The organism is Chryseobacterium edaphi (assembly GCF_025628985.1).
Taxonomy (GTDB): domain Bacteria; phylum Bacteroidota; class Bacteroidia; order Flavobacteriales; family Weeksellaceae; genus Chryseobacterium; species Chryseobacterium edaphi.
On record NZ_JAOTEM010000002.1, the window covers coordinates 146,528 to 161,131 of the forward strand.

12 protein-coding genes are annotated in these 14,604 nt (G+C 34.5%); 10 read left to right on the forward strand and 2 right to left on the reverse strand.

The genetic code is table 11. The features are described from left to right. Nucleotides 1-111 precede the first annotated feature (111 nt). Nucleotides 112-2,253, reverse strand: coding sequence for a peptidylprolyl isomerase (locus NZ698_RS08790; protein ID WP_263002741.1), 2,142 nt, complete (start codon nucleotides 2,251-2,253; stop codon nucleotides 112-114). 256 nt (nucleotides 2,254-2,509) lie between these two features. Between NZ698_RS08790 and lon the strand changes: the two genes are divergently transcribed. The 3 genes from lon (at nucleotide 2,510) to NZ698_RS08805 (ending at nucleotide 6,567) form a co-directional block, all read left to right on the forward strand. After that, nucleotides 2,510-4,915 (forward strand): endopeptidase La, encoded by a 2,406-nt coding sequence (gene lon / locus NZ698_RS08795; RefSeq protein WP_263002742.1) that lies wholly within the window; start codon nucleotides 2,510-2,512, stop codon nucleotides 4,913-4,915. 71 nt (nucleotides 4,916-4,986) lie between these two features. Next, entirely contained in the window at nucleotides 4,987-6,099 is a 1,113-nt protein-coding gene (locus tag NZ698_RS08800; protein WP_263002743.1) for an AI-2E family transporter, read from the forward strand. Between the two features lie 90 nt (nucleotides 6,100-6,189). Further along, nucleotides 6,190-6,567: a MauE/DoxX family redox-associated membrane protein gene (locus NZ698_RS08805; protein WP_263002744.1), complete on the forward strand. Its 378-nt coding sequence runs from the start codon at nucleotides 6,190-6,192 to the stop codon at nucleotides 6,565-6,567. 86 nt (nucleotides 6,568-6,653) lie between these two features. Here NZ698_RS08805 and NZ698_RS08810 read toward each other — a convergent pair whose 3' ends face one another. Beyond that, entirely contained in the window at nucleotides 6,654-8,012 is a 1,359-nt protein-coding gene (locus NZ698_RS08810; RefSeq protein WP_263002745.1) for an acyl-CoA dehydrogenase family protein, read from the reverse strand. A 287-nt stretch (nucleotides 8,013-8,299) separates the two neighbouring features. Between NZ698_RS08810 and NZ698_RS08815 the strand changes: the two genes are divergently transcribed. From NZ698_RS08815 to NZ698_RS08845, 7 genes are all read left to right on the forward strand, one after another. Further along, on the forward strand, nucleotides 8,300-9,220 hold the full coding sequence (locus NZ698_RS08815) for a DUF4349 domain-containing protein (RefSeq protein ID WP_263002746.1): 921 nt from the start codon (nucleotides 8,300-8,302) through the stop codon (nucleotides 9,218-9,220). A gap of 242 nt (nucleotides 9,221-9,462) precedes the next feature. Next, nucleotides 9,463-11,103, forward strand: coding sequence for a glucose-6-phosphate isomerase (pgi, locus tag NZ698_RS08820; protein ID WP_263002747.1), 1,641 nt, complete (start codon nucleotides 9,463-9,465; stop codon nucleotides 11,101-11,103). A gap of 40 nt (nucleotides 11,104-11,143) precedes the next feature. After that, a complete protein-coding gene (locus NZ698_RS08825) occupies nucleotides 11,144-11,362 on the forward strand; it encodes a hypothetical protein (RefSeq protein WP_263002748.1) in 219 nt (72 codons plus the stop codon). Further along, nucleotides 11,352-11,642, forward strand: a complete 291-nt coding sequence (locus NZ698_RS08830) for a type II toxin-antitoxin system RelE/ParE family toxin (RefSeq protein WP_263002749.1) — start codon at nucleotides 11,352-11,354, stop codon at nucleotides 11,640-11,642. The genes NZ698_RS08825 and NZ698_RS08830 overlap by 11 nt, the downstream gene beginning before the upstream one ends. A gap of 30 nt (nucleotides 11,643-11,672) precedes the next feature. Beyond that, a complete protein-coding gene (locus tag NZ698_RS08835; RefSeq protein ID WP_263002750.1) occupies nucleotides 11,673-12,557 on the forward strand; it encodes a bifunctional 5,10-methylenetetrahydrofolate dehydrogenase/5,10-methenyltetrahydrofolate cyclohydrolase in 885 nt (294 codons plus the stop codon). A 6-nt stretch (nucleotides 12,558-12,563) separates the two neighbouring features. Continuing rightward, a complete protein-coding gene (locus tag NZ698_RS08840) occupies nucleotides 12,564-13,193 on the forward strand; it encodes a 7-carboxy-7-deazaguanine synthase QueE (protein WP_263002751.1) in 630 nt (209 codons plus the stop codon). A gap of 40 nt (nucleotides 13,194-13,233) precedes the next feature. Beyond that, a complete protein-coding gene (locus NZ698_RS08845) occupies nucleotides 13,234-14,604 on the forward strand; it encodes an exopolysaccharide biosynthesis polyprenyl glycosylphosphotransferase (RefSeq protein WP_263002752.1) in 1,371 nt (456 codons plus the stop codon).

Below are 14,604 nucleotides of genomic sequence, written 5' to 3' on the forward strand. Positions count from 1 at the left end.
GTAAGCAAATATAGTACATTTAAATTAATGTTTTTCTGAATTGCTATGGGTTAAACACAAAAAAAAGTGGCAAAAACTCTGCCACTTTTTATATTGTTGATTTTATAGATCTTATTGTTGATTTCCAAGTTTACCCCAGATCTCGATTCTGTAATCATCGATGTCTGCATTATCCTGTAAACTTTTCAACCAAGCCTGACCAAACATTCCAGAATTTCTCTGCGTAACAGATTCTGTAAATTGTTTAGCATCTCCAGGTTGCTTGTTGATTGTTTCGTTCTTTTTAACTAAAACATACACTCCTGTTCCACCTTCGATAACATTTGAGATTGCTCCTTTTTTAACACCGAATGCAGCACCAGCAACTTTAGGTTCCATAGCACCCGCAACAGATGGGTTTAGCATATTTACCTGCGCAGATTGCTTAGTTGTAGCGAAAGTTTTCGCAACCTGATCTAAGCTTGTCGCTTTACCAATCTTGTCAGAAATCTGCTTAGCTGCCAATTTATTCATCACAACAGTTTCAATCTGATCTCTTACAGATTCAGGATCAGCAAGACCTTTTTCCTGTTTGCCGTTTAGGTACACAACAATTTTATCTCCCGTTCCGTCAACTGTGAAAATTTCGGAATCTCCTTTTTCTCTTTTCTTATCAAATGCCCAAGTAAGAATTTCACCATCTTTATCAGTTCCTAAACCTTGTAACTGACCGTCAAATCTCTTAGCAGATTTAGCATTTGAATATTGATAGTTTGATTTTTTAGCAATATTTACAAAATCATTGAATGATTTTCCTTGTATCTGCTGAATAAATCTTCTTGAATTTTTATCTACAACAGCTTCAGTAGCTTCAGATGGTTTGATAGATTTAACCAAGTGAGCTACTTTGTACCCCATAGTTCCTGCTTTCTTATCTTCTACGTTGATGATGTGGTAACCGAAAGTTGTTTCAGTTAAACCTGTCGCACCTTTAGGATTGCTAGCAAGGAAAGCAAGATATGGAGGAGCAAACTGACTTTGAGGAGTCGTCCAACCCACACTACCATTTCTTTCAACCGCATTTGGCTCATCAGATAACTTAAGACCTTCTGCAAATTTTGCAGGATTTCCTTTGATTACTGCCATTAAGCTGTCAGCAATTTTCTTAGCCTGTTCTTTTGTTCTTGTTGCTGTAGATCTTTCTGCACCTTTAAATGCAATTAAAATATGCTTAGACAATGTAGAATCTGAAGCTTTCTTGTCGATCAATTTAGAAACAACATATAAATTCTGTTCTTTGTAAGGACCGAAAGTCTGACCAATTGCAGCTGTTTCGATTTTACCTCTTAAACCTTGAGGCATTTGATTAGCCGGAACATATTGATTATTGAAAGGAATATCAGAATTTGCAGTTACAAACATAGAATCGTTTGTAGTATTCATGAAGTTTTCTTTTCCACCACTTTCGTCTGTTCCTACTGAAAATACTTTTGTAATATCTCTCAATACCGCTGCATCATCTGCAGGACTTGGCTGTGAAGGGAAAAATACGATTCCAAGATTTCTGCTAGGTTCAGTTTTAAATTGTACCGGATGCTGATCGATATATTTCTTTAAATCCTCAGTAGTAACTTTGATTTTATTTTTTTGAAGATAAGAAGCGTAATCAACTTTTACAAAATCGATATCAGCAAGCTGATCTCTTTCTTTCATTAATTCTTCAGCCTCTTTTTTACCTGTAGTGATTCCTGTAGAAACATTTGCAAAAACCTGTCTTGCCATGATTCTGTATTCGATCGTTTTTCTGGTTTTCAACCATTGGCTGTAACCTTCAGGGTTTGTATTTTGTAAAGTTTCAATTTCCTTCTTCAATTCCTGAAGTTTGAAATTTCCTTTTTCGTCAAAAAGCTGTTGATTTTGAGCAAACATCTGATCATACTGAATCTGACTCCAGAACAAATCGTCTGTCATTTCAAATCCCATTTTTTCAAATTGCTGTTTTACCAATTTTGATTGCACAAGCAATTGCCAAGCCTGCTCTTCAAGTCCGCTTTTTGGCTGTTGCTGCTGATCAGCTTGTTGCTGTAATATGAAAAGCTGGTCGTTATATTCCTCACGGGTAATTTTCTCACCATTTACTTTTCCTAAAACATCAGGATTTTTTCCAAAAACTTTATCGAGACTTTCTGGGTTTACCAAAAACGCTAAAAGCGCCAATGCGATCATTCCCATCAAAAGCCAAGGTCTACTCCTAATCTGTCCTAAAATTGCCATTTTATAAATATAGTTTTATATCAGTGTGCGAAAATACACATTTTTAAGAAATTAGAGAAATATAAGTCGGTTTTTTAATTTTTAAAATTCAAATCAGAACAAAATGGAAATTTTGACCGTATTTTTTATCGAAAAACAAATGGCATAAGTATTGTGAAAATTACGTACACATTATATGTAGAGCATTTCCTAAACATATTTTGATTTATCCTTTAACGATTTAAACTATAAATGACAATTTGTCATTCAACTTATTATGACAGAATTTGAAGATATAAATTTTGATGAAATCTTAGGCGACAGCTTTAACATTGTAGCAGAAGAAATCAATCTTTCTGATATTGACGAAAGTCAAAAAAATACTGAGCAGGTTATTTTTCCGATTCTTCCGGTGAGAAATATGGTGATGTTTCCAAATGTGGTGATTCCTATTACAGCAGGGAGAAAAACGTCTATTCAATTACTTGAAGAAGCACAGCAAAACGGTGATTTAATAGGAATTGTGAGTCAGAAAAACTCTGATATTGAGCAACCTTCAGAAAAAGACTTTTATCAGGTAGGAACTTTGGCGAAGATCATAAAAATCATCAAACTTCCTGAAGGAAATGTTACCGCAATCACAAAAGGTTTTCAAAGGTTTAAAATAAAAAAAATCACAGGAAATCAACCTTATTATAAAGGCGAAATTACCAGACTGAAAGATTCTAAAGCAAAGAATAAAGAAGAATACGAAGCATTATTAGAAAATGTGAAAGATTTAGCTTTAAAAATCATAGAGCTGGATCCAAATATTCCCAATGCAGCCAACTTCGCCATCAAAAACATCAATAACAACGATGATTTATTGAATTTCATCTGTACAAATGCCAACTTTCCTTACTCAGAAAAGCAGAAACTGCTTGAGGAAAAAAGTCTGATGGAAAGAGCCAATAAGTGCTACGAAATGATGCATGAAGATTTCAGAAAACTGGAATTGAGAAATCAAATCCATCAGAAAACTTCGAAAGATCTTGACAAACAGCAGAGAGAATATTTCCTAAATCAACAGATCAGAACCATTCAGGACGAATTGGGAGGTGGTCCGGAAAGTGATGTTGAAGATTTACTGAAAAAAGGAAGCGAGAAAAAGTGGAAACCCGAAGTTGAAGAACATTTTCAAAAAGAAATTGGAAGACTTCAACGTCAAAACCCAAATTCTCCCGACTATAATGTTCAGAGAAATTACCTGGATTTCTTCACCGATCTTCCGTGGGAAACCTTCACCAAAGACACTTTTGACATCGAGAAAGCTGAAAAAGTTTTAGATAAAGCTCATTTCGGTTTAGAAGATATTAAAAAGAGAATTTTAGAACACATGGCTGTTTTGAAATTGAAAAATAACATGAAATCTCCTATTCTATTGTTGGTAGGACCTCCCGGAGTTGGTAAAACATCTTTAGGAAAATCTGTTGCTGATGCTTTAGGAAGAAAATATGTACGCGTTTCTTTAGGTGGACTGCATGACGAAAGTGAAATTCGTGGTCACAGAAAAACGTATATCGGTGCGATGGCGGGAAGAATTCTTCAATCCATTAAGAAATCCGGAACATCAAATCCGGTGATTGTTTTAGATGAAATTGATAAAGTAGGAAAAGGAATGCACGGTGATCCTAGTTCAGCTTTACTTGAAGTTCTTGATCCTGAGCAAAATAACGCTTTTTATGATAATTTCCTTGAAATGGGTTATGATTTGTCTAAAGTGATGTTTTTGGCAACTGCAAACTCTTTATCAACAATTCAGACTCCACTTTTAGACAGAATGGAAATCATTCAGATTGCGGGTTATACATTGGAAGAAAAAATCGAGATCGCAAAGAGACATTTAATTAAAAAACAGCAGGACGAAAATGGTTTGACGGCGAAATCTTTCAAACTTGGAAATGCTGAACTGAAACATATTATAGAAGCTCATACTTCTGAAAGCGGTGTAAGATCTTTAGAAAAAAGAATTGCCGGAATTGCAAGATGGGTAGCTTTGCAAACTGCTTTGGTAAAAGAATATAACGCTAAAATTTCCATCGAAAAAGTAGACGAAATTTTAGGTGTTCCAAGACCGAAAAGCTTATCTGAATTAACTGATGTTCCGGGAGTTGTAACCGGATTGGCCTGGACGAGCGTTGGCGGAGATATTTTATTTATAGAAAGTATTACCAGCAACGGAAAAGGAAATCTGACTATGACCGGAAATCTTGGAACGGTAATGAAAGAATCTGCAACGATTGCTTTGGAATATATCAAGGCAAAACACGAAGATTTAGGAATTACAGAAGATGATTTGGAAAAGAAAAACATCCACGTTCACGTTCCTGAAGGCGCAACCCCGAAAGACGGACCTTCTGCGGGAATTGCAATGCTGACTTCGATGGTTTCTACCTTCAGAAATAAAAAAGTAAGACCTCATTTGGCAATGACAGGCGAAATTACTTTAAGAGGAAAAGTGCTTCCTGTAGGCGGAATCAAAGAGAAATTACTTGCCGCAACAAGAGCGGGGATCAAAGAAGTAATCCTTTGTGAAGCCAACAGAAAAGATGTAGAAGAGATCAAACAGGATTACCTGAAGAACCTGAAAGTAAACTATGTAAACTGGATGACCGAAGTTCTTGAACTCGCTATCGAAAAATAGTTTTTTAGCAATAAAATATAAAACCTCATCAGAAACGGTGAGGTTTTTGTTATGTGTAGAAAAACTTTATCATGAATTTTTTTAAACTTCCTTTTCTCCTTAGACTAGCTTTAGCGGTTATTTCGATCATTGGAATAGGATACCTCATCAAATTGGGGCAAAGCATTTTAGCTCCATTTTTTTTAGCATTTCTAATGGCGATGCTTTTTTTGCCGATTGCTAATTTTTTTGAGAAAAGATTAAAATTGCCGAGATCAATCTCCACCATAATCTCTGTCACGATGATGTTGGTTATTCTGACGGGGTTAATTTATTTTTTTGGATCACAAATCTCAAGTTTCAGCCGCGATCTACCGCATTTAACCAAACAGTTTAATACGGTTTTTCATAATCTTCAGACTTGGGTTTCACATACTTTTAATGTGAAAATTGACGAACAGCTTGATTATCTTGATCAAGGTTTAGGCAAACTTCTTTCTTCATCAGGAATAATTTTAGGATTTACTTTCGGGATTTTTTCTTCAAGCTTGGGATTTCTGGCATTTTTCATCTTGTTTTTCATCTTTATTTTAAATTACAGAAGGATTTTAAATAATTTCATTGTCAATGTTTTTAATGAAAAACATAAAGCCAGTGTTCAGGAAGTTGTTTCTGAAGTGCGAATTATGACCAAAAGATATATTATTGGACTTTGTCTTCAGATTGTTATCGTTTCAGTTTTAGCAACTACTGTTTTGACAATTTTGGGAGTAAAATATGCCGTTTTGCTTGGAGTCTTAACGGGATTATTAAACGTGATTCCATACATTGGAATTTGCATTTCGCTTTTAATTTCCTGCTTTATTGCATTTGCAACAGGAACAGTTTCCAGCTGTATCTATGTTGCAATCGGCTATGTTATCGTGCATGTGATTGATGGAAATATTATACTTCCATTCGTAGTGGGTTCAAAAGTAAAAATCAACGCATTATTTTCTTTTATCGGAATTCTTTTGGGAGAACATCTTTGGGGAATTTCGGGAATGTTTCTTTGTATTCCGGCAATTGCGATCATTAAAATTGTTTTTGAACGCGTGGAAGGTCTGCAACCTTGGGGAAGACTTTTAGGTGAAGACGAAAAGCCTCATAAAAGGAAGAAAAGCTATAAAATATCGAAGAATATTACTTTAAAGGAAATGGATTAGGATTTTGGCAATTTGATTATCAGCTTTAAAATTTTTTCAATTTTTATCAACGAATTAAATTTTTATTTAAATTTGATAAAAATCAATATCATGAAAATCGTAAAATTCATTATCAGTTTGCTTTTCGGATTGATGTTTATCAATGCCGGATTAAACAAATTTCTCAATTACATGCCAATGCCGAAACCTACGCCGGAGCAAATGAAAATTTTTGAAGCATTCAATCAGCTGCATTGGTTAATGCCATTAGTTGGAGCCGTAGAAATTGTTGGAGGATTATTGTTTATCTTCCCGAAAACGAGGGCTTTAGGCGCAATTATTATTTTACCAGTGATGGTTGGAATTGTCCTTCACATTTTCACAATAGACAAATCAACTTCTGGAATGTCTATTGCCGGAGTTTTGTTTCTGATAAATCTCTGGATGATTATTGACAATAAAGAAAAATATAAAGCTTTAGTTAAATAAAAAGTCAATGGTCAATGGTGAATTTTGCTTCGCAAATGAATTTTTAAAATTGACAAGCAAACCGAATTAACCATTGACCATTCAAATTATACAAATGCGCTGAATCCCGTGATTGATCTACCGACAATCAGCGAATTAATTTCTTTTGTTCCTTCGTAAGAATAAATAGCTTCTGCATCGGCTACGAATCTCGCGACATCATATTCCAGCAAAATTCCGTTTCCGCCTAAAACTTCCCTTGCTCTTGAGACGATATCTCTGGTTCTCATCGTACAAAAAACTTTAGCTAACGAAGCGTGTTCATCTTTTAAAATATCTTCATCCTGCATTTCAGAAAGTCTGAAAACCATGGTTTGCATCGCCGTTAAATTCGACAACATTTCTACTAAATGTCCCTGAATCATCTGAAATGAGGCAATAGGTTTTCCGAATTGCTCTCTCTTTCTCGTATAGTCTAAAGCACTTTCGTAAGCTCCTCTCGCACAACCAGTAGCCATCCAGGCAACTCCCGCTCTTGTCATTCTCAAAACTTTTGCCGTATCTTTAAATGAATTGGCATTTTGAAGCCTGTTTTCTTCTGTGATTAAGCATTCTTTTAAGGTGACCAAACCGTTCTGAACGATTCTCAACGCCATTTTTCCTTTGATTTTCTCAACAGAATATCCGGGATTATCTTTTTCAACGATAAAACCTTTCACTTCACCGTCATCTAAATCTCTTGCCCAAATAATAATTAAATCTGCAAAAGTTGCGTTTCCGATCCATTTTTTTTGTCCATTTAAAATCCAGCCTTCAGCAGTTTTTTTGCAGGTCACCGTTAAACCTCCTGCAGCTCCTGAACCAACTTCCGGCTCCGTCAATCCAAATGCTCCGATTTTTTCAAACTTTTGCATTTGAGGAAGCCATTTTTGTTTTTGTTCTTCCGATCCGCAAATATAAATTGAACCCATCGATAAACCCGACTGAACTCCAAAGAAAGTAGCAATTGATGCATCAACCCTCGCCATTTCCATAGCGATGACACCTTCCATTAAAAATGGCATTCCTTTGCAACCGTAACCTTGATATGTTACGCCACAAATATCAAGTTTCTGAAATTTTGGAATTAACTCATGCGGAAATTCGTCTCTTAACCAATAGTGATTAACCAAGGGTTTAACCTCTTTTTCCATAAACTCTCTTACTTTTTGCTGAACTTCTCTTTGCTCAGGAGTCAAAGTATGATAGACATCGTAGAAATCTCCATCAATTGGTGGCAGTTCTTTCTTTTTTTTATTCGGATCAAGCATTTTCATCATTCCGTTCAATTGTTTCTCATCCAATTTGGAAAAATTTTCCATGAGTTTTGGGAGATTTACTTTTTGTGAAATTTCGCCCAGCTGATCAAAATCGATTGATTTGAATAATTCTATGGCATTTCTGATTTTTGAAAATGTATTAGACATAATAATAGTTGTGATTTATTTGTAAAAATCAAGCAAAAATCAATCCGAATACCATACATAAAGCAAATTCAATTTTACAAACATTTGACTTTTAACAACTTAAACTGAAATAATTCATTTACAAGTTTTTACTTTCCATTTTCAAACATTACAAATGATTACGCTTGAACTTTGAACTAAACAAAACAGAAAAAAATTGCAATTTGAAATCGCTTTAACATATTTCATTTAATGAGTGAAATCAAAATAGTGATTTCATATTAATTTAAAACCAATAAATATTACATATGAAAACTACTTACATCAAATTATCATTAGCCACAGTTCTTATATTAGGAGTTTATTCTTGCAAAAAAGGAGAAGCATCCGTAAGTGATTATGAAGTTGCTACAAGCGCGGATTCTGCAGCAGTCTCCAAGGAAATATCTTCGGTAGCAACAATGAAAGTGAAAGACAAGCAATTCATTAAAACAGCAGAAGTCAACATGGAAGTAAAAGATGTTTATGATGCAACAATTTCTATTGAAAAATCGGTTCAGGATTTGGGAGGCTTCGTTACCAATAGCAATTTGCGAAGTAATGTTGTTTCAGAGGATTCTTACAACACGTCAGACAAAGAAGCAATGCTTGTGAAGAAATATCAAACTGAAAACTCAATGCAGGTAAGAGTTCCTACCGAAAAACTGGGTGACCTTTTGACTTTCATCAATAATAAAAAACTCTTTCTCAATTCAAGAGTCATCAATGCAGAAGATGTGACTGCAGGCATTAAATACGCAGAAATGGAAGGAAAAAGAATCAAAAAAACCGGCGAAAATATTTCTGAACTCAAAACCACAAAAGACAAAGTGAAAATGAATGATGATAATATGTCTGAAGAAAATCAGCAACAGCTCGCCAATCTGGATGTTACGGATAATTTAAAATACAGCACCGTTGATATTTTCATCAAAGAACCAAAACTTCGTGTCGCAGAAATTGCGATAACAAATACAACTAACAGTGACAATAAATATAAGTTCGCTTTCTTTTACAGTGCAAAAAACGCTTTTGTAGAGGGATTTTATTTAATACAAAGAATTGTTGTTGGGTTAATAATGATTTGGCCGCTTCTATTAATTTCAGGTTTTGGATTTTACTTTTACAGAAAAATTCAATCTAAAAAGAAAGTTAATCAAACTTTTAAAGAACAAAATCCGGCATCCTAACTTTTGAGTTATCAACATAGATTTTTTGGAACCTCTGCATTTTTGTGGAGGTTTTTTTTATTTTCAATTGTTAAAATCCTTGATTTCAGATAATCAAAATTCTCTTTTACGTCGATTTTTAATCCTCAATTAACATCATTGGTGTAAAATTCCGTAAATTTGCAAATCAATAATTCGGCATAAGGATTCAGCGGATTTCACGTCAAAATTCTAAGCCCTAAAATTTTAATTTCTAGACTTTTATGCTATCAAAAATAAACCCTACACAAACTAACAGCTGGGAAGCACTTGAGGAACATTTTGCCAACAATGACTTTGAACTGCGAAGTCTTTTTCAATATAATGCTGAACGCTTTAATGAATTTTCAGTAAAAAGAGAAAATTTCCTTTTCGATTATTCTAAAAATTTAATCACTGCTGAAACTAAACAGCTTTTACTAGATTTAGCAGAAGAATGTCAGTTGAAGGATGCAATTTCTAAAATGTTTTCCGGTGATAAAATCAACGAAACAGAAGGAAGAGCAGTTTTGCATACGGCTTTAAGAGATTTTTCTGATAAAGAAATTCTGGTAGACGGTGAAAATATCAAGCCTCAGATCAAAAGAGTTCTTGATCACATAAAAACTTTTTCTGACAGCGTAATTTCAGGAGAGCATAAAGGTTTTACAGGAAAAGAAATTACTGATGTTGTGAACATCGGAATTGGAGGTTCAGATTTGGGACCTGTAATGGTGGTTTCGGCTTTAAAACATTTTAAAACAAGATTAAATGTTCGTTTCGTTTCAAACGTAGACGGAAATCATATTGCTGAAGTTGTAAAAGATTTAAATCCTGAAACAACTTTATTTATCATTGCTTCCAAGACATTTACGACTCAGGAAACGATGACTAATGCAAACTCAGCAAAAGACTGGTTCTTAAAAGCAGGAAAACAGGAAGATGTAGCAAGACACTTTGTGGCTTTATCAACTAATGTTCAAGCAGTTAAAGACTTCGGAATCGCAGAAGAAAACATATTTGAATTCTGGGATTGGGTCGGAGGAAGATATTCACTATGGAGCGCGATTGGCTTAAGTATCGTTCTTTCAGTAGGGTATGAGAATTTCGAACAATTATTAAAAGGTGCTGAAAATACAGATCAACATTTTCAAACCGCAGATTTTGCTGAAAACGTTCCTGTTTTGATGGGACTTTTAGGAATTTGGTATCGAAATTTCTATGCGGCAACAACTTATGCAATTTTACCTTACTCTCAATATTTAGACAGGTTTGCAGCATATCTTCAACAAGGCGATATGGAAAGCAACGGAAAATGTGTTGACAGAAACGGTGAATTTGTAGAATATGAAACAGGACCAATCATTTGGGGAGAACCTGGAACTAACGGACAACACGCTTTCTACCAACTGATTCACCAAGGAACAGAGTTGATTCCTGCAGATTTTATTGCGTATGCGAAAAGCCCAAACAAAGTTTCTGATCATCAGGATAAATTGTTGGCAAACTTTTTTGCTCAGACTGAAGCACTTGCTTTCGGAAAAACGGAAGAAGAAGTTGAAGAAGAATTGAAGGCTTCAGGAAAATCTGAAGAAGAAATTGATTTCTTATTAAATTATAAAGTTTTCCACGGAAACACTCCTACAAACTCATTAATGATTAACGAATTAACTCCTTTTTCATTAGGACAGTTGATTGCATTATATGAACACAAAATATTTGTTCAGGGAGTAATCTGGAATATTTTCAGTTTTGATCAGTTCGGAGTAGAATTAGGAAAAGTTTTAGCAAATAAAATCTTACCGGAATTGGAAAATGGTGAGGCAGTTAGTTCTCATGATTCTTCAACAAATGGGTTGATTAATTATTATAAGTCAAACAAATAAGTTTTAGAGATTTTCATTAATTTTGATTAAAAATAGAATCATGAGTACCATTACAATACACATTAAAAATAAAGAAGAGGAAACATTTATGGAAAACCTTCTTCAAAAGATGAGAATTGCATTTGTGAAAGATGAAGACGATTTTGAGTTGACTGATGAGATGAAAAAGGCGATTGACGAAGCTTTGAAACAAGACAGATCAAAATCCGTAGATGCATTTGAATCATTAAAGAAAATTTCAGAAAAGTATGGCATTTAAGATTGTAGTTTCTCCTATTGCTAATAATAATATTGATGACGCCATCAGATATTACAGAACACAATCTCAGAGTGCCGCAAAGAACTTTAGGAAGAGATTACTTGATGCTTACAAATCGTTACAAACAAATCCTTTTTTCGTTGTCAAATATGAAAATGTAAGAGCAATACCTTTGAAGAAGTTGCCATACTTGATTTTTTATGACATAGATGAGAGAGATCAAGTTGTAAACATCCTCTCCGTTTTCTGCACTCATCAGAATCCTGAAAAATATCCTTAAAATCTAATAATAAAAAGTAATAAAATAAAAATGGCAGAAATTCTTGACGGATTAAAAGTTTCCAAAGAAATCAAGGCAGAAATCAAGGTTGAAGTTGATAAAATCATTGCAAACAAAAGAAGAGCACCACATTTGGTTGCCATTCTTGTTGGAAATAACGGAGCGAGCAAGGCTTATGTAAATGCTAAAGTGAAAGACTGTGAAGAAGTTGGTTTTCAATCGAGCTTAGTGAAATTTCCAAGCACGGTTTCTGAATCTGAATTACTGGAAAAAATTGAGGAACTTAATAAGGATAAATCTGTTGATGGTTTTATCGTTCAATTGCCTTTACCAGATCAAGTCGATCAGGAGAAAATCATTAACGCGATCGATCCAAGAAAAGACGTTGACGGTTTCCACCCTACCAATTTCGGAAAAATGGCTTTGGAAATGGATACATTTTTACCCGCAACTCCATTCGGAATTTTAACATTATTGGAAAGATATAATATTGAAACAAAGGGTAAAGACTGTGTCATCATCGGAAGAAGTAAAATCGTCGGAAGACCAATGAGTATCTTAATGGGAAGAAAAGACTTTCCGGGAAATTCAACAGTAACTTTGACTCATTCTTACACAAAAGACATCGAAGAATATACTAAAAAGGCAGATATTGTAATTACAGCTTTAGGTGATCCTCATTTCTTAAAAGGCGAAATGATCAAAGACGGAGCGGTAATTGTTGACGTTGGAATTACAAGAGTAGATGACGACTCTCCAAAAGGATATTATTTAGCGGGTGATGTGGATTTTGACAGTTGTGCTGCAAAGGCAAGCTGGATCACGCCTGTTCCGGGAGGAGTTGGTCCCATGACAAGAGCAATGTTAATGAAAAACACCATTATTGCTTACAAAACTTCGGTCTATAACGACTAATTTAAAATGAATAAAGAAGAAGATATTTTATTGAATGAAGGTAGAATGCTCCCTGTGATGGAGCATTTTTACACGATTCAGGGAGAAGGAGCACACACCGGAAAAGCAGCCTATTTCATCAGATTGGGTGGCTGCGATGTCGGTTGTCATTGGTGCGATGTGAAGGAGAGCTGGAATCCTGATCTTCATCCTTTAATGAATGCAGAAGAAATTGCAGAAATTGCAGCAAGACATTGCAAGATTGTAGTGTTAACCGGTGGTGAACCATTGATGTGGAATTTAGATATCTTGACATCCAAATTAAAAGAGCTTGGATGTACCGTTCATATAGAGACTTCGGGAGCTTACCCAATGAGCGGACATTTGGATTGGATTACCCTTTCGCCTAAAAAGACAGGACTTCCAAAGCAGGAAATTTATACTAAAGCTCATGAATTGAAAATGATTATTTTTAACAATAACGATTTTAAATTTGCTGAGGAACAAGCTTCAAAAGTTTCTGAAAACTGCAAACTTTATCTTCAAAGTGAGTGGAGCAAGCGAGACGAAATGTATCCGAAAATTACTGATTTCATTCTTGCAAACCCGCGATGGCAAGCTTCAGTTCAGACGCATAAATATCTGAATATTCCATAAAATTTCCTTAATTTAGCCTCTGTATCATTCATTTTATTAGATGCAAAGAATCCGGTATTCCAGATATTTAAAAACACTTATCATCCTGCTTGACCTTTTGGTGATTGCAGGAGTTTTTATTTTGTATTTCCTCAACAGAAATCCTGATCTGGTGCATGATGAAGATTTGGTATCCCAAAATTCGTTTTCTCTTTTATTGCTTTTTTCTTTCTGGATATTATTGAGCGGAAGAACAAAAATATATAATATTGCCAGAAATTTAACCTATATAATTTTTGTAGAACGTGTTGTCGTGCATTTTCTTTTATTTATAATCGGATTGATTCTGATCAGAAAAGTCAGCAACAACCAGTTTTTCAGTTCTCAACTTACCTGGTTTTCGCTTTATCTCTTTTCATCTGTAATTTTTATAAAGTCGATTGTTTATTTTATCATTAAATACCTTCGATCTTTAGGTATCAACCATAGAAATGTCATGTTTTTGTACGAAGATGAATCTACCGAAACATTGAAAAACATCCTTAAAGAAAGAAAAGATTACGGATATAAAATGTTTAAATATGATTCATCAAAGATTAATTCTGATGATCTTATTAAATTCTGGAAATCTAATGGTATCCACACCTTATTTATCCCGACAGAAAACCCGTTTTCAGATCATACCAGAGATGAGATTTTCAGATTAGCAGAAACTCACAAGGTACATATTTCATTAGTCCCGAATATTTCTCAAAACGATTATTTCTTTTTTGATTTGGGTTATATAGAAACTCAGCCGGTTTTAAATCAAGGGAAATATCCTTTGGATTTTTATTCTAATTTTTTGCTAAAACGAATATTCGACGTTATATTTTCGATATTGGTCTTAGTTTTGATTTGTTCTTGGCTGTTTCCTGTCATTGCATTTTTGATTAAAAGGAGCTCGAAAGGTCCCGTTTTTTTTGTACAGAAAAGATATGGTTTTCATGAGGAAGTTTTTAATTGTATTAAATTCAGAACCATGGTTGTAAATGATGATTCATCAACAAAGACAACTGAGCATAATGACAGGAGAATTACCAAGATCGGAAAATTTCTGAGGAGAACAAGTTTAGATGAAATGCCGCAATTCATCAATGTTTTAAAGGGTGAAATGTCGGTCGTAGGACCAAGACCTCATATGCTTGCTGTGGATAATTATTACAAACCGAAGATCGGAAGATATACTTTGAGAAGTTTGGCAAGCCCGGGAATAACTGGTTTAGCTCAGGTAAGCGGTTTTCGCGGAGATTCAGGACAAGTTGAAGTTGAGATGAATAAGCGTATTCTTGCAGATGCCTTTTACATAAGAAACTGGAGTTTTGTAATGGATATGATTATCATCTTAAAAACCATTGTTTTGGTAATAGTTGGTGACAAAAATGCAAAGTAA